Genomic DNA, 14,963 nt, shown 5'->3' on the forward strand with positions numbered 1-14,963 from the left:
CAAGCGACTCAAGTCTTCTGCCGGTAAGGAGCGCATAAGGATGCCCTCGCCGCAACGGGCCTGGTCAGCGCCTGGCGGGGCAGGGCAGGGCGCTGCCCGGCAGGGCAGGGCAGGGCAGGGCAGGGCAGGGCAGGGCAGGGTCAACGCCCGGCGGGGCAGGGGAGGGTCGGCGGCCGGCGGGGCGGAGTCAGCGCCCGGCGGGCTTGCGGTGCGGGGCCAGCAGGGCGTCCCAGCCCCGCCGCAGGTCCTGGTACTCGAAGTGGGCGTGGTCCGCCCGCGCGCTCGGCAGCAGGACGGCGTCACGTCGGGCCCCCGCCTCCCGCGGCTCGGCGCCCTCGGCGCCCTCAGCGCCCTCAGCGCCACGGAGCGCGCCGTGCAGGTAGGCGCGGTAGTTCACCGCCCGGGCGGCGTCGTGCGCGTGCTCGTCCGCGAAGTCGAATTCCGCAGGGTCGGAGTCGGCCGCGTACAGCTCGTAGCTCTCGGCCGCCGCCAGTATCGCCCGCCGGCCCGCTTCGCCCTGCGGTATCAGGCTGTAGGCGGCGAACTGGTCAGCCACGTCCTCCTCCCGCCCGGTGTAGGGGAGTTGCAGCTTGTCGATCAGTGCGTGGCCGGCCTCGTGGTACAGCGTCTCCACCAGCACGCCGGCCGTCTTGGCGGCCACGGCTCGGCCGGCTCCTGAGTTCTCGAACTGCTCGCGGACCTCGGCCACGAACTCGTAGCAGAGGTCTATGCGCGAGTGCTCCGGGTCGTAGGCCACCTCGGTGCTGCCGCACGACCGGCCGGTCATGCGCACCGTGCCCGGAACGGACAGGCCGCGGTTCAGACGGTCCGCCACCTTCTCCAGCGTGCGCCGGTCGGCCAGGAACGCGCGGTCCCCCTCGCCGCCCGGCGCCGCCCGCCCGTACTCCGCGACGAAGCCGGGCGAACCCGTCCGGGTGTCGCCGCCGCCACGCTGCGCGGAGCTGACCAGCACCAGCGGCACCAGGCCGAGGCAGACCAGCGCGAACGCCAGCGTCAGCACCGTTCCCAGGACGGTTCGCCACCGGGCCGGAGAGTCACTGGTGGCGTAACGTCCAAGCATGTCCCCTACTGTCGCGGATGCGGCGACGGAAGGGATCACCCGGACGTCTGTGGTTGCCCCCGCCGGTCGGCGGGGGCAACCACAGACGTCCGGACACCCCCGGGGGCCGGTACCGACGCAAGCGAAGCCGAGAGAGCAGAAGCCGTGATTCGAGTGGTCGTCGTCGACGACGAGCAGCTGGTCCGGTCCGGGGTGCGGATGATCCTCGGTACCGCCCCCGACATCGAGGTGGTCGCCGACTGCGCCGGCCCGCAGGCCGTCGCCACCATCACCACCACCCGCCCCGACGTCGTGCTGCTCGACATCCGCATGCCCGAGACCGACGGCCTGGCCGTGCTGCGCGGCCTGCGGGCGGCCCACGGCGACCGGCCGGGCCCGGCGGTGTCCATGCTGACCACCTTCGACGCCGACGAGTACCTGACCGCCGCCCTGCAACTGGGCGCCGCCGGCTACCTGCTGAAGGACGCCGAACCCGAGCGCCTGATCCAGTCCGTGCGCTCGCTGGCCGCGGGCGGCAGCACCCTCGACCCCGGCGTCACCGGAGCCGTCATCGGCGGCTACCTCGACCGCTCCGGCGGCACGCCCGAGGCGCTGCGCGCCGTGCAGGCGCTCACCCCGCGCGAACGCGAGGTGCTGGCGCTGCTCGCCGAGGGCTTGTCGAACGCCGCCATCGCCTGCCGCATGGGGCTCGCGCACGGCACGGTCAAGGACCACGTGAGCGCGCTGCTCAGCAAGCTCGGCGGTATCAACCGGGTGCAGGCGGCGGTACTGGCCGACCGGGCCGGCCTGACCGGCGGCCCCCGGTGACCCGTGAACCGGCCCACGGCCGCCGGGCGCCCCGCAGCCGCCGGGCCCGCCCGCCGCGGCCCGCAGCCGGGCCGGAGGCGGGGACGGGGGCCGAGCCGGGGACGGGTTCGGGGGCAGGGACGGGGGCTGACGCGGGGCCGGAGGCGGGGGCTGGGCCAGGGGCGGAACCGGGGCCGGGGTCCAGGTCCGGTCCGGGACGCGCGGCCGGGTCCGGGACGGGCCGGTTCGCGCTGCCGCGGCGCCCGGCGCCCGCCGGGCGGTCCGCGCGCGATGTGCTCACCGGGCACCTCGCCACCACCTACGGGCCCGTCGCCCTGGCGACCGCCGACGCCCTGCTGGTGAACGGGGTGTCGCCGTCACCCGACCTGGCGGCGGCGCTGGCCGCCGCAGCCGTGCTGCCGCTGCGCCGGCGGTGGCCGGTACCGGTCCTGCTGGTCGCACTCGTCGGCCTGTACGTCGGCTTCATCTGGTTCGCGCCGCTCATCGCGCTCTACACCGTCGCCCGCCACCGCCCCGGCCGCACCCGGCTGGCCGTCTGCGCCACGCTGTTCGCCGCGGCCTACCTGGTGCCCAACCCGGTGGACGAGAACCCGTGGGAGTCCGTGCAGGAAGCGGTGCTCGACTTCACCGACACCGCGCTCGTCATCGCCGCGCCCATCGCGCTGGGCCTGCTCATGGCGGCCCGCGGCCGGGAGAACGCGCTGCTGGCCGAACGGGTGCTCAGCACCGAACGGGTGCGCCTCGCCCGCGAGATGCACGACGTGGTGGCGCACCAGGTCAGCCTCATCAGCCTGCAGGCGGGCGCGCTGCGCATCAGCACCACCGACCCCGCCACCCGCGACAGTGCCGACACCATGCGCTCGCTCGCCGTCGCCACGCTGGACGAGCTGCGGCACCTCGTCGGCGTGCTCCGCGCGGCCGGGGGCAGCACCGCGCAGCTCAGCCCGCAGCCCCGGCTCTCCGACCTGCCCCGGCTCATCGCCGACAGCGGCCTGGAGGTCGACTTCTCCCCGCTGCCCGACCCCCCGGACGGCCCCGGCACCCCGAATGCGCCCGCCCCCTCCGACCCCGCCCCCTCCGACCCCGCCCCCGCCGACCCTTCCGGCTCCGAAGCTCCCGGCTCCGACACGTCCGGCTCCCGGGACCGGCCGCCCGAGCGCGCCGGTGCCGGTGCCGGTGCCGGGACCGCGAGGCGGTATCCGGAGGCCGTGGAGCGCGCCGCGTTCCGGACAGTGCAGGAAGGCCTGACGAACGCCCGCAAGCACGCCCCCGGCGGCCATGTGCGGGTGCGCCTGGCGGAGGTCGGGCGACGGTTGAGCGTGGAGGTGCACAACGGGCCGCGCGCTCGGGACGCGGAGCTGCCCGCGCTGCCCGGCGGCGGACACGGACTGGTCGGTCTGCGCGAGCGCGCCCAGCAGCTCGGCGGCACCTTCTCCGCCGGGCCGACGCCGGACGGCGGCTTCACCGTCCGGGCGGAGCTGCCCTTCCGTTCCACCGACCGGACCACCCGCTTGTCCCATTAACCGCCGTTTCCTGTAAAGGACGGAAATAGCCGGGCCCAGCTGTTAACGATCACCACCCCGGGAGAGTCGAGGCAGTAGCCGCAGGACCTCCGGCCGAACGGGAGATGGTGAAGGTGTCGACTCGTCAGTTGACGTCCGCAGACCGCGCACGGGCAGCGGTGCACGACGCCCTGGCCCGCCTCGGTCGCGGCAGGCCGCACCTCCCCCGCCGGGGCACGGCCCGTAGCGCTGCCCGGTACGCCGCCCGGCGAGCTGCCCGGCGGACGGTCGCGGGCGGCATGACGAGCGCCGCACTGGCCGTGCTGCTGCTGGGCGCGTCGCCCGCGCGCGCCGAGAGCGGCGGCGTCACGCCCGGGCTGCGGCACGTCGGCGCGCCGTTCGCCGTCGACACGTCCGTGCGCTCCCTGCACCGTCAGGCCCTCCGGGCTTCCCGCGCCCACGAGCGGGCCCGGCTGGCGGCGGACCGGCAGCGGCGTACCGTCGGCCGGCTGGACCGGTCGCTGCGCGCCAAGCAGGCCGAGTACCGGGGGCTGCGGCAGGCGGTGGGCGCTGCCGCCGCCGAGCACTACCGGGCCGGCGCAGGGGCTCTGCTACCCGGGGCCCGGCTGATGCTGTCCGACTCCCCCGAGCAGTTCCTCGCCCGCAGCGCGGCCATGGAGCGCGGGACCCGGGCGGCGGACCAGCTCACGGAGAACGTGCGCCGGGCGGAGGCGGAACTGGCCCGCGAGCAGTCCGTCGCCGACCGCGCCCTGGCGCGGCTGCGCCGGGACCAGGCCCGGCAGCTCGCCTGGGCGCGGCACCTGACGGTGCAGCTCACCCGCGCCCGGCAGCAGGCCGCGCGCATGGCGTCCGGCCGCGCGGGCGGCCACGCGAACGGACATGCGGACGGCGGCGCGGACGGCCACGCGAGCGCGCGTGTGGTGGTGCAGCGGGGCGCGGGCGGGTGTGCGACGAGCAGCGGCGGAGGCGGCTCGGCGGCGTCCACGGGCAACGCCTGGGTGGCACCCGTCGAGCGGTACCGGCTCTCCGCCGGTTTCGCGGCGCGGGGCTCCCGCTGGTCGCACGGGCACACCGGGCAGGACTTCGCCGTCACCACCGGCACCCCGGTGCGCGCGGTCGGAGCCGGAGTGGTCGCCGGCCTCGGCTGCGGGGACGCGTTCGGCCACCAGCTGGTGCTGCGGCATCCGGGTGGCTTCTACACCCAGTACGCTCATCTCTCGCTGCTCCAGGCCCGCCCTGGGCAGCGGGTGCACACGGGCGAGCAGATCGGGCTGTCCGGCAACACGGGCAACTCCAGCGGCCCCCACCTGCACTTCGAGGTCCGGATGACACCGCAGGTCGGCTCGGGCGTGGACCCGGTGCCGTGGCTGCGCGCCCGGGGGGTGAAGCTGTGAGCCGGGCCCGCGGGCCCGGCTCCCGGGAGGCCGCCAGGTAAGCCCACCCTCAGCGACGCAGATCACCGCATGCCGCGGTACAGGCTCGCGCGGATACTGGGTAGTCTCGTACGGACTGGATAAGTTACTGCTTAGTACGCTTGCAGACGCAGGCACCGCCCCGGCAGGTTCGAGGAGCCGTCATGCAACTCGCCGCGATCATCGTCACGCTGGCCCTCACTGTGGTCGGTGTTGCGCTCATCGCTCGCGCCGTCGCGCAGATCTACCGTTTCGTGAAGCTCGGCCAACCCGTGCCGGCCGGTTCACGCACGGACAACTGGCAGCAGCGCACCGCGACCCTGACCAAGGAGTTCCTCGGCCACACCCGGATGAACCGGTGGGCCGTGGTGGGCGTCGCCCACTGGTTCGTGGCCATCGGCTTCCTGACGCTGCCGCCGACGCTGATCAACGCGTACGGCCAGCTCTTCCAGGCCGACTGGATGCTGCCCCTCATCGGCGGCTTCCTGCCGTACGAGATGTACATCGAGTTCATCGGCCTGATGACGGTCGTCGGCATCCTCACGCTGATGGTGATCCGGCTGCTGAACCTGCCGTCCCGCGCGGGACGCAAGTCCCGCTTCGCCGGCTCGAAGGCCTGGCAGGCGTACTTCGTCGAGTACATCATCCTCACCATCGGCCTGGCGATCATCGTCCTGCGCGGCCTGGAGGGCGCGCTGCACGGCGTGGACTCCTACGGGCCCGCGTACTTCGCCTCGTACCCCCTGGTGGCCCTCTTCAGCGGCTTGAGCCTCGGCACGCTGCAGAACCTCGTCTACTTCTGGGCGATGGTGAAGATCGGCACCTCGATGATCTGGATGATCACCGTCAGCCTCAACACCAACATGGGTGTGGCCTGGCACCGCTTCCTGGCGTTCCCCAACATCTGGTTCAAGCGCGACGCCCGCGGCGGCACCGCGCTGGGCGCGCTCCAGCCGATGACGTCCGGCGGCAAGGTCATCGACTTCGAGACGGCCTTCGACGACGACGGCGACGAGAACGCCGAGGAGACCAAGTTCGGCGTCTCCCAGGTCGAGCACTTCTCCTGGAAGGGCATTCTCGACTTCTCCACCTGCACCGAGTGCGGTCGCTGCCAGTCGCAGTGCCCCGCGTGGAACACCGGCAAGCCGCTCTCCCCGAAGCTGCTCATCATGTCGCTGCGCGACCACGCGCACGCCAAGGCGCCCTACCTGCTGGCGGGCGGCGGCAAGACGATGGAGGGCGAGGAGAAGGCGACCGCCGAGCAGCTCAAGGACGTGCCGGCCAGCGCCCTGGCCGAGGCCGAGCGCCCGCTCATCGGCACCGCCGAGGAGAACGGCGTCATCGACCCGGACGTGCTGTGGTCGTGCACCACCTGCGGTGCGTGCGTCGAGCAGTGCCCGGTCGACATCGAGCACGTCGACCACATCCTCGACATGCGCCGCTACCAGGTGATGATCGAGAGCGCGTTCCCGTCCGAGGCCGGGACGATGCTCAAGAACCTGGAGAAGAAGGGCAACCCCTGGGGTCTGGCCAAGAAGCAGCGGCTGGAGTGGACCAAGGAGCTGGAGCAGGAGACGGGCTTCCAGGTCCCGGTCGTCGGCAAGACCGTCGAGGACCTCACCGAGGTCGAGTACCTCTACTGGGTCGGCTGCGCCGGAGCCCTGGAGGACCGCGCCAAGAAGACCACCAAGGCCTTCGCGGAGCTGCTGCACATGGCGGGCGTCAACTTCGCCATCATGGGCGGCGACGAGAAGTGCACCGGTGACTCGGCCCGGCGTCTCGGCAACGAGTTCCTCTTCCAGCAGCTCGGCGAGGAGAACGTCGCCGTGCTGAACGCCGCGTTCGGCGAGGATGAGGACGAGGGCGTCACCGTGCCGGTGGCGAAGAAGAAGATCGTCGCGACCTGCCCGCACTGCTTCAACACGATCGCCAACGAGTACCCGCAGCTCGGCGGGCACTACGAGGTCATCCACCACACGCAGCTGCTCCAGCACCTGATCGACGAGGGCAAGCTGGTCCCGGTCACCCCGGTCGAGGGTCTGATCACCTACCACGACCCCTGCTACCTGGGTCGGCACAACCAGGTGTACACGCCCCCGCGCGAGATCATCGGCCGGGTGCCGGGCCTGCGCAACGAGGAGATGCACCGCCACAAGGAGCGCGGCTTCTGCTGCGGCGCCGGCGGCGCCCGGATGTGGATGGAGGAGCGGATCGGCAAGCGCGTCAACAACGAGCGTGTCGACGAGGCCCTCGCCCTCAACCCGGACATCGTCTCCACCGCCTGCCCGTTCTGCCTGGTCATGCTCACCGACTCGGTCAACGGCAAGAAGAACGACGGCGCCGCGAAGGAGTCCGTCCAGGTCGTCGACGTCGCCCAGCTCCTGCTGGAGTCCGTCCGCACCCCCGCCGCCGGCAACGACGGTGATGACGGGGACAACGGGGACGGCGGCGGTGAGGGCGGCGGCAGCCCCGAACCGGCCGACGCCCCGGAGCCCGAACCCGCGAAGTGACACCGAGCCCCGCCGAGGGGCTCTCCGGAACGGCCGGCTCCCGCACAGGGAGCCGGCCGTTCCGGCGTCCGGGCCCCTCTGCGGGCCCCTTCCGAGAGCCGTCGCCTCCAGGCTGGAGCCCCGGACGCCTTCCGGTTGCAACCCGGCTGCCTCCCCGCTGACTCCTCCACCGGAGGCCGGGCAGGAACCGCAGCGGAGACGGCCAAGGCCGCTCGCCACCTGATCACTTCCGGTCGGTTACGGCACCGAACCAGACGCCCGGGCCCGCAGGCCCGGCATGCAGGGCCGCCGACCGTAACCTCTGCCCATGCCTGTGGAACAGGCGGCCTGTCCGCACCACGACCCCGTGCCCGTGCAGCAACTTCGCGCCGGGGACCACGCCTTCGTCCGCTACGACACCGACACGGCCCGCTGGGAGACAGCCGCCGCCTTCGTACGCACCGGCCTCGACCTGGGTGAACGCGTCATCGTGCTGGCCAGCCCGCTGGCCGGCAGGAAGGCCGCACTCACCGCACTCCGCGGCCACACCCCGGCATTCGCCTCAGCCCGCTCCGAGGGACGTCTGGTACTGAGCACCATGCGAGAACTCATCGCCCCCCGTACCGAGTTCACCGAGCAACGGCAGTGGGAGCGGCTCACGGAGGAGACCGGCCGAGCGGTCCGGGACGGCTGCACCGGCGCCCGCGCCTTCATCGACATGGACTGGGTGAGGGACCTCGGCACCGGCACCGACGCGGTCGTCCACCGCGAGAGCCACAGCCACCACCTGTTCACCGGCCGTCCCTACACCGAGCTGTGCGCCTACGACGGACGATGGTTCAGCAAGGAGGTACTCGCGGAGATGTGCAGCGCCCACCCCCGCAGGGTGCTCGCCGGCCTGGGCATCCTCCGCACGGTGTCCTCACCCGGCGCGGTCCGCCTCGCGGGCGAGGCCGACCTCAACACCCGCACGGCGTTCACCGCGGCCCTGCGCGACGGTCTGGCCCAGAGCGCCGGGACCGGCCGCCTGACCGCCGACCTCACGCCGCTGCACTTCCTCAGCATCGGCTGCGCCGCCGACCTGCTGCTGATCGCCTCGACCGCGCCGCACCACCGCATCGAGGTGCGCTGCGCCCCCTTCCAGGCGGCCACCCTGCGCAGACTCGGCGCGGAGACCCTGATGTCACTGAAGCTGGTGGAGGTGGAGGTGGGTTGCGGATGCTAGCCGAACAGAGTTCCCGCCCCAGCAGGCCGGAGCAGCACCTGCTCAAGCGGCGCTTCACCGCCCGCACCCTGCCGCAGCTGCGGTTCGGCGTCGAGGAGTGCGCCGCCTGGTGCGGGCTGGCCGAGCCGCGCCGCGGCGAGTTCGTGCTCGCCGTCGACGAGATCGCCACCAACGCCGTCGAGCACGCCGGTGGTGAGGGGCGGCTGCTGCTGCGGCGCCTCGACGACGAGCTGGAGGCCCGGGTGACCGACGCCGGCCCTGGCTTCTCCGTCGACGTCATCCCCGAACTGCTGCCGGGCCTCGACGGCGGCCCGCGCGGCCGCGGCCTGTGGCTCGCCCGGCTCACCACCGACCGGCTCAGCATCACCGCCGGGCACCCCGGCTCGGTGGTGACCCTGGCCGTGCACCTGGGCTGACGGCCCCGACGGCGTCCACCGTCCGCACCCCCGCTCCCACCCGTGCCTGCTCCCACCCGTGCCTGCTGCCGCGCCCCGGATCACCGCACCCCGGATCACCGTCCACACGAGCCGCTGACCTGGTACGTCCCGTAGGGCCACCCCCTACGGGATGTACCGAACAGGCCACAATGAACCCCCGGATACCCCGTCCACGGCATCCGGCGGTCGCAGAACGCGGTACGTTCGATTACGTGGCTGGATTCAGGATGGGACGCGGCCGGCACCCGCGCAACGCACCGCAACGGCACGGGACGAACCCCCCGCCGGGCGCCGCACCGCAGGCGCCCGGCCCCTACGTGCCGTACGGACAGCAGACGCCGCCCCCGCGGCACACCCCGCACCCGGGCGGACCCGACCCGTGGCAGCAGGGCGGGAACGGCGAGCCGGAGTACTTCGCCGGCCAGCCCGCCCACGACCCGTACGCCAACAACCCGGGTCACACGCAGCAGTTCCGTATCGGCGACGATCACGGCCCGGGGCCCGGCGACGCCCACGGCGGCTACCGCGACGAGTACACCAGCGGCGCCACGTACGCGGCCGGGCACACCACCGCGCCGCCCGCCGGACCCAGGCTGCACTGGAAGCAGCTGCTGAGCGGCATCGTGCTGCGGCCCAACGCGACCTTCTGGCAGATGCGGGACTACGCCGTGTGGGGCCCGGCGATCCTCGTCACCTTCCTGTACGGCCTGCTGGCCGTCTTCGGTCTGGACTCCGCCCGCGAGGACGTGCTCGGCACGACGTTCTCCAACGCCGTGCCGTACGTGCTCATCACGGGCGTGGCGGTCGTGCTGTCCGGGCTGGTGCTGGGCACGGTGACGCACACCCTGGCCCGCCAGTTCGGCGGCGACGGGGCATGGGCGCCGACCGTGGGCCTGTCGATGCTGATCATGTCGATCACCGACGCGCCGCGGCTGCTGTTCGCCCTGTTCCTGGGCGGCACCGCGCCCTTCGTGCAGATCGTCGGATGGATCACCTGGGTGGCGGCGGGCGCGCTGTTCGCGTCGATGGTCAGCCGATCGCACGACCTGCCCTGGCAGAAGGCGCTCGGCGCCGCGTCCATCCAGCTCCTGGCCCTGCTCGTCCTCATCAAGCTCGGCACCCTGTAGAGCCGGGTCCGGTCCGGCGCCTCTCAGCGCCCGGCCCGGCGCTCCCGTACAGCCCTTACGGCCAGCGCGGCCAGCGCGAGCCCGTGCTCCCGGGCGGCGCACGCCGGGGCCCGACCGCCTTCGCGGCCGGGCCCCGACGCCGTCGGGTGCCGCCCGTCAGGCGAACTGCTGCCCCGGCGAGCCGTCGCAGCGCTGCAGGCGCACCGGCTCACGCGCCCCCGCCAGCGTCAGGCACAGGTCCTGCGCCGCCGACGGCTTGATCGCCGAGCCGGACCGGACGAAACGCTGGTTCGCCGTCGCCGAGCAGTTCCACACCACCAGCGCCGCACCGGCCGTGTACCGGCCGCTCGGCACGTCCAGGCAGCGGTCGTGGGTCAACTCGGTGTACAGCTGACTGCTCTGCGCGTCGTGCCACCAGCCCTGGTTGCGGCCACCGTGGCAGTCGTAGCCGCGGACCGCCGTGCCGTTGCGGCTGGTGGCCCGGTCCACGTCCAGGCAGGTGCCCGTGCCGGCGTTGCGCAACGGCGCGAACGCGTCGTCCCACGCGCCCGGGTAGAGCTTCGGCGCGCCGGCGCCCGCCGGATCGGCGCAGGACGCCTCCCTCAGACCCGACGTCTCCAGCTGCGTCAGGCAGGACGCGAACGCCCCGTGCCCGTGGGCGTTGGGGTGGAAGGACTGCCGCAACGAGTTGGAGTCCGGTGGGAACGGATTGCTCAGTTCGATCCACAGGCCGCGCGCCCACGGGGTCTCCATGCACACCTCGTGACCGTGGAACAGCCGCGAGGCGTCCAGGTATACGGCGCCGGTGGCGCGGGCCGCCTGCCGGATGCCCTCCTGGAACATCGGCACCGCCGAGTCGCGGCCCCAGGCCGAGTCGGAGGTGTAGCCGGTGCAGCCGCCGGGGATCTTGCCGGGGAACCGGGGGTTGTCGTTGATGTCCGGGCCGATCGGACCGGGGTAGCTCATCACCACCAGCCGGTAGTCGCCGTCCGCGTACCCCGCGTCGCGCATGACCGTGCGCAGGTCGCCGACGACCGCCGTCACCTTCGGGACGAGCCCGTCGACCCGGCCCTGCCAGCCGGGCCCGTAACCGGGCGCGCACGGCCCCTGCAGCAGGAACCAGCGGGTCACGCAGTCCGTGATCACCGGCCCGAACTGGAGGTCGTCGTTGGCGCCGGCCACGAGCACGATCGTCTTCAGCCGCGTGTTGCGCGCCTTGATGGCCAGACTGTCGCTCTGCACGAGTTCGTCGGCGTACTGCCGCTGCCCGCCGATGCGGATGTTGACCGAGGAAGCCCCCGAACAGGCCACGTTGTAGGTGACGTCGGCGGCGATGCCGGTGCGGTGGATAGCCGCCTCGGGAGAGCGGTGGCACCAGTTCGTCGGACCGTCGGTGCCACGCTCGTAGGTGCCGACGCCTTCACCGCTGATCTCGCTGTCGCCCAGCGAGATCAACGACGTCTTGCGCTGTGCCATCGGACGTTCGGCCGGATCGCCGTAGAGCGCGGTGGCCTCCGCGGCCCGGATGCGTTCCAGTTCCGCCGGCAGCGGCGTGCCGGCGGCGGCCGGAGCGGTCTCCTGGGCCATCGCCGGCGCGCCGACCGCCAGGAGCGCCAGCGCCGTCACCGCGACACCGGCAGCCCTTGTCCACCCGCCGAAACCTGATCGGGTTCTTCCACGTGCCATGGGGATCTCCACTCACGCGAGCAACTTCGGTTACCCACGGTTTTTACTTGCTGGTAACACAACAGGGAAGACCTGTGCACGCTTCAACTGAAGTCCAAAAAAGGTTTGTTGACGCTCAAGGGTTGATATGCCAGGTCCGCGGGCACGCGCTGGACGACGGACGGCTCCCGCAGCCGGCAGCCACGAGTGGCACATTCGCGGCCCGCGGAGGTTTCCCACGCCGAACTCGTGGAATGCCTCCGTCTTACCGGGCCGCCCGGCCCGGCGACCGGCAGCCGCCCGGAGGCCGGGGGGTCCACCGGCGGCCAGCCGCCGCGGACACGCGAGGCAGGCACCGACAGCAGCACGCACCACCGCACAGCCCTCAGGCAGCACCAGGCAGGCAGCGGACGTTTCGGAGCACCGTTCCGGAGCGCCGGCCGCCGGCCCCGTCGGCGGCACCGCCACCGCACCGGCCCCAGGCCCCGCCGGTGCTGCCGCAGTACGCCGCCCGGCGAGCCCGAGCGGTGACCACACGTCAAGAGCGCCCTGGAGAGCACACGATGACCACCAATCAGACGCCGCACCTCGACGGCACCCAACTGGAGAACGCGCTGCGCGACGCGGAGCGGCTCCGCCCGCTCGTGCGGAAGGAGCAGACCAGTTCGGTACTGAGCCGCGCCGCCCAGGCTGCGGCCGTACTGACCGGCGCGGTGGTCTCGCTGCTGCTGCTGACGGCACCGGACCGCCCCTGGACCCACGCCGGCCTGACCTGCCTGGCCGCCGCAACCACCGTCGGCGTCATCCAGATCCTGTGGGCAGTCCCGCTCCAGCGCCGCGCCCGCCACGACGAGGCCCGCATGCTCAACAACCTGGAGACCGTCCGCGAGCAGTACGAGGGCCTGGCCCGGCACGAAGGCTGGGACGACACCCGTCTGGAGGACGTCCGCCGCCGCATCGACGCCTTCCCCGTCGAAGGCCGCCGCTACGGCCGCCCCCACCCCCTCGCCGCCCGCCGGGCGGCGTGAGGGCGGGGCGGGATGCCCGCCGCTCGGATATCGTCAGACATGGCCTACGTGATCACCGCCGCCCACCTGGATGACGCCGCGACGCTGGGGCCCTTGCACCTGCGCAACTGGCTGGAGAACTACCCCAACGCAGACGCGGGGATCGACGAGCTCTGGATCCGTGAGCATCGCGGTTCGTCCGCCGGCACGGAAGGCATCACCCAGTGGCGGGAGTTCATCGAGGTGGCGAGCCAGCACCCCCACCTGCACTTCTGCCGTGTCGTCCGGTCCGAGACGGAGATCGTCGGCTATCTCCGCGGCCACCGGGAGGAGTCGGTCACCCTGGGGCCGATGTACTTGCTGGACCACGCCCAGGGCCACGGACTCGGTGGCCAGCTGATGACCGAGTTCCTCGCCTGGGCAGGACCTGCACACATACGCCTGGGGGTCGCCGACTACAACGCAGGCGCGATCCGGTTCTACCGACGACACGGCTTCGAGATCACGGGCGACCGCTACCTCTGGCGAGGAAGGCTGCCGACCCTGCCCATGACCCGCGAGGCCCCGGCCGGTGCCGACCTGAGCTGAGCCACGCGCCGCGAAGCCGGCATGCCCGGCCCGCCGGAACAAGCGGCAGCTCAGATGGCTTCGTTGTTCTCCCTGGGAGCAGCGCCGGACCTGTGCACCGGAGGCAGGACGCTCCACGGGAAGTTGATCCACTCGTCGGTGCGCTTCCAGACGTACTCGCACTTGACGAGCGACTGCGTCTTCTCGTAGATCACCGCGCTGCGCACGTCGGCGACGTAGCCCTCGCAGAAGTCGTGGATGAGCTTCAACGTCTTCCCGGTGTCCGCCACGTCGTCGGCGATCAGCACCCGCTTGTCGGAGAAGTCGATCGCGTTCGGCACCGGCGCCAGCATCACCGGCATGTCCAGCGTCGTGCCGACGCCGGTGTAGAACTCGACGTTCACCAGGTGCAGGTTCTTGCAGCCCAGCGCGTACGCAAGGCCGCCGGCGACGAACACCCCGCCGCGTGCCACCGACAGGATGATGTCCGGCTCGAAGCCGTCATCGGCGATCGTCTGCGCCAACTCCCGCACGGCACCGCCGAACCGCTCGTACGTCAGCTCCTCGCGCGCCGCGTGCCGCCCGGTGTCCGGTGCTGCGTCCACGGCGTCAGACCTGCGTCCGGTGGAAGCGCAGGAACGAACGCGACTGCGTCGGCCCCCGCTGCCCCTGGTAGCGCGAGCCGTAGCGCTCGGAACCGTACGGGTGCTCGGCGGGTGACGACAGGCGGAACATGCACAGCTGGCCGATCTTCATGCCCGGCCACAGCTTGATGGGAAGCGTCGCCACGTTGCTCAGTTCCAGCGTCACGTGGCCGGAGAAACCCGGGTCGATGAACCCTGCCGTCGAGTGCGTCAGCAGTCCCAGGCGTCCCAGCGAGCTCTTGCCCTCCAGGCGCGACGCCAGGTCGTCCGGCAGCGACACCACCTCGTACGTCGAGGCCAGCACGAACTCGCCCGGGTGCAGGATGAACGGCTCGTCGCCCTCCGGCTCGATGAGCCGCGTCAGGTCGGCCTGCTCCACGGCGGGGTCGATGTGCGGGTAGCGGTGGTTCTCGAAGACCCGGAAGTAGCGGTCCAGACGCACGTCGATACTCGACGGCTGCACCATCGTCGGGTCGTAGGGGTCGATCCTCACCCGGCCGGCGTCGATCTCGGCCCGGATGTCCTTGTCTGAGAGAAGCACGTGCTGAGCGTACGCGCACGGAGCCCGGCCCCTCAGAACCGGGCCCCCTCGCGCGTCCTGCGTCACCCCGCGTCACGCGTCACGGCCTCGAAACGGCCGGCGCCGCGGGTGGTGCGGCCGTCAGCGACGCGCGGCGCTCACCGGCACCGCGTGCCGAAGCCGCGCGCAGCGCGGACACCGCAGCAGCCGTCCCGGCCCGAGCCGGTCGCTGCCGAGCTGCTGCATAGGGAACGTGGCGGTGCTGAAAACATGCCCTTCGGCACAGCGGACGACGGTGGAATCCATCGGTTCCTCTCCCCAGAGTGTGGACGACAAATGCCACGATAGGGGAGGTACCGCACCGAACATCATCCGGCACTCCGAGAGCCCACGGTACGCCTCAACCTCCTCCCCCCGCCGCCCGAACCCACTCCCGTCCAGCCCCGCGTCACGACCCGA

General features: G+C 72.5%; 13 protein-coding genes. 9 read left to right on the plus strand and 4 right to left on the minus strand.

Features of this window, described 5'->3' with window-relative positions; all coding sequences use genetic code 11:
- Positions 1–187 precede the first annotated feature (187 nt).
- Positions 188–1,081 carry a DUF4344 domain-containing metallopeptidase gene (locus QNO07_RS06780; protein WP_283990698.1) on the minus strand — a complete coding sequence of 298 codons (894 nt, stop codon included), beginning with the start codon at positions 1,079–1,081 and terminating at the stop codon, positions 188–190.
- Positions 1,082–1,225: 144 nt separating this feature from the next.
- Between QNO07_RS06780 and QNO07_RS06785 the strand changes: the two genes are divergently transcribed.
- The 7 genes from QNO07_RS06785 (at position 1,226) to QNO07_RS06815 (ending at position 10,101) form a co-directional block, all read left to right on the plus strand.
- The gene (locus QNO07_RS06785; protein WP_283990699.1) at positions 1,226–1,888 is read left to right on the plus strand and encodes a response regulator; all 663 of its coding nucleotides are present in this window, start codon (positions 1,226–1,228) and stop codon (positions 1,886–1,888) included.
- A 272-nt stretch (positions 1,889–2,160) separates the two neighbouring features.
- On the plus strand, positions 2,161–3,411 hold the full coding sequence (locus tag QNO07_RS06790; protein WP_283990700.1) for a sensor histidine kinase: 1,251 nt from the start codon (positions 2,161–2,163) through the stop codon (positions 3,409–3,411).
- Positions 3,412–3,689: 278 nt separating this feature from the next.
- The gene (locus QNO07_RS06795) at positions 3,690–4,805 is read left to right on the plus strand and encodes a M23 family metallopeptidase (protein WP_283990701.1); all 1,116 of its coding nucleotides are present in this window, start codon (positions 3,690–3,692) and stop codon (positions 4,803–4,805) included.
- 182 nt (positions 4,806–4,987) lie between these two features.
- Positions 4,988–7,333, plus strand: coding sequence for a (Fe-S)-binding protein (locus QNO07_RS06800; protein ID WP_283990702.1), 2,346 nt, complete (start codon positions 4,988–4,990; stop codon positions 7,331–7,333).
- 307 nt (positions 7,334–7,640) lie between these two features.
- Positions 7,641–8,537, plus strand: a complete 897-nt coding sequence (locus QNO07_RS06805) for an MEDS domain-containing protein (RefSeq protein WP_283990703.1) — start codon at positions 7,641–7,643, stop codon at positions 8,535–8,537.
- On the plus strand, positions 8,531–8,953 hold the full coding sequence (locus tag QNO07_RS06810; protein ID WP_283990705.1) for an ATP-binding protein: 423 nt from the start codon (positions 8,531–8,533) through the stop codon (positions 8,951–8,953). Before QNO07_RS06805 ends, QNO07_RS06810 begins: the two co-directional genes overlap by 7 nt.
- Before the next feature lie 233 nt (positions 8,954–9,186).
- Positions 9,187–10,101, plus strand: coding sequence for a Yip1 family protein (locus QNO07_RS06815; RefSeq protein ID WP_283990706.1), 915 nt, complete (start codon positions 9,187–9,189; stop codon positions 10,099–10,101).
- Between the two features lie 156 nt (positions 10,102–10,257).
- Here the strand turns inward: QNO07_RS06815 and QNO07_RS06820 are convergent, their stop codons facing one another.
- Positions 10,258–11,787, minus strand: a complete 1,530-nt coding sequence (locus QNO07_RS06820; RefSeq protein ID WP_502961792.1) for a ricin-type beta-trefoil lectin domain protein — start codon at positions 11,785–11,787, stop codon at positions 10,258–10,260.
- A gap of 542 nt (positions 11,788–12,329) precedes the next feature.
- On the opposite strand from QNO07_RS06820, the gene QNO07_RS06825 reads away from it, so the two are divergent.
- Complete coding sequence (locus QNO07_RS06825) at positions 12,330–12,794, plus strand: hypothetical protein (protein WP_283990707.1); 465 nt, start codon at positions 12,330–12,332, stop codon at positions 12,792–12,794.
- A 39-nt stretch (positions 12,795–12,833) separates the two neighbouring features.
- Entirely contained in the window at positions 12,834–13,361 is a 528-nt protein-coding gene (locus QNO07_RS06830; RefSeq protein ID WP_283990708.1) for a GNAT family N-acetyltransferase, read from the plus strand.
- A 50-nt stretch (positions 13,362–13,411) separates the two neighbouring features.
- On the opposite strand, the gene QNO07_RS06835 is transcribed toward QNO07_RS06830, so the two are convergent.
- Complete coding sequence (locus tag QNO07_RS06835; protein ID WP_283990709.1) at positions 13,412–13,945, minus strand: phosphoribosyltransferase; 534 nt, start codon at positions 13,943–13,945, stop codon at positions 13,412–13,414.
- Between the two features lie 4 nt (positions 13,946–13,949).
- Positions 13,950–14,525 (minus strand): dCTP deaminase, encoded by a 576-nt coding sequence (gene dcd / locus QNO07_RS06840; RefSeq protein ID WP_283990710.1) that lies wholly within the window; start codon positions 14,523–14,525, stop codon positions 13,950–13,952.
- Positions 14,526–14,963 lie beyond the last annotated feature (438 nt).

It is taken from the genome of Streptomyces sp. 549 (assembly GCF_030124175.1).
Classification (GTDB): Bacteria; Actinomycetota; Actinomycetes; order Streptomycetales; family Streptomycetaceae; genus Streptomyces.

What these genes read in the sequence shown, in the direction of transcription:
- QNO07_RS06830 (WP_283990708.1), top strand. Translation starts at nt 12,834, where the DNA reads ATGGCCTACGTGATCACCGCCGCCCACCTGGATGACGCCGCGACGCTG.
- QNO07_RS06810 (WP_283990705.1), top strand. Translation starts at nt 8,531, where the DNA reads ATGCTAGCCGAACAGAGTTCCCGCCCCAGCAGGCCGGAGCAGCACCTG.
- QNO07_RS06805 (WP_283990703.1), top strand. Translation starts at nt 7,641, where the DNA reads ATGCCTGTGGAACAGGCGGCCTGTCCGCACCACGACCCCGTGCCCGTG.
- QNO07_RS06800 (WP_283990702.1), top strand. Translation starts at nt 4,988, where the DNA reads ATGCAACTCGCCGCGATCATCGTCACGCTGGCCCTCACTGTGGTCGGT.
- QNO07_RS06825 (WP_283990707.1), top strand. Translation starts at nt 12,330, where the DNA reads ATGACCACCAATCAGACGCCGCACCTCGACGGCACCCAACTGGAGAAC.
- QNO07_RS06820 (WP_502961792.1), bottom strand. Translation starts at nt 11,787, where the DNA reads ATGGCACGTGGAAGAACCCGATCAGGTTTCGGCGGGTGGACAAGGGCT.
- QNO07_RS06795 (WP_283990701.1), top strand. Translation starts at nt 3,690, where the DNA reads ATGACGAGCGCCGCACTGGCCGTGCTGCTGCTGGGCGCGTCGCCCGCG.
- QNO07_RS06780 (WP_283990698.1), bottom strand. Translation starts at nt 1,081, where the DNA reads ATGCTTGGACGTTACGCCACCAGTGACTCTCCGGCCCGGTGGCGAACC.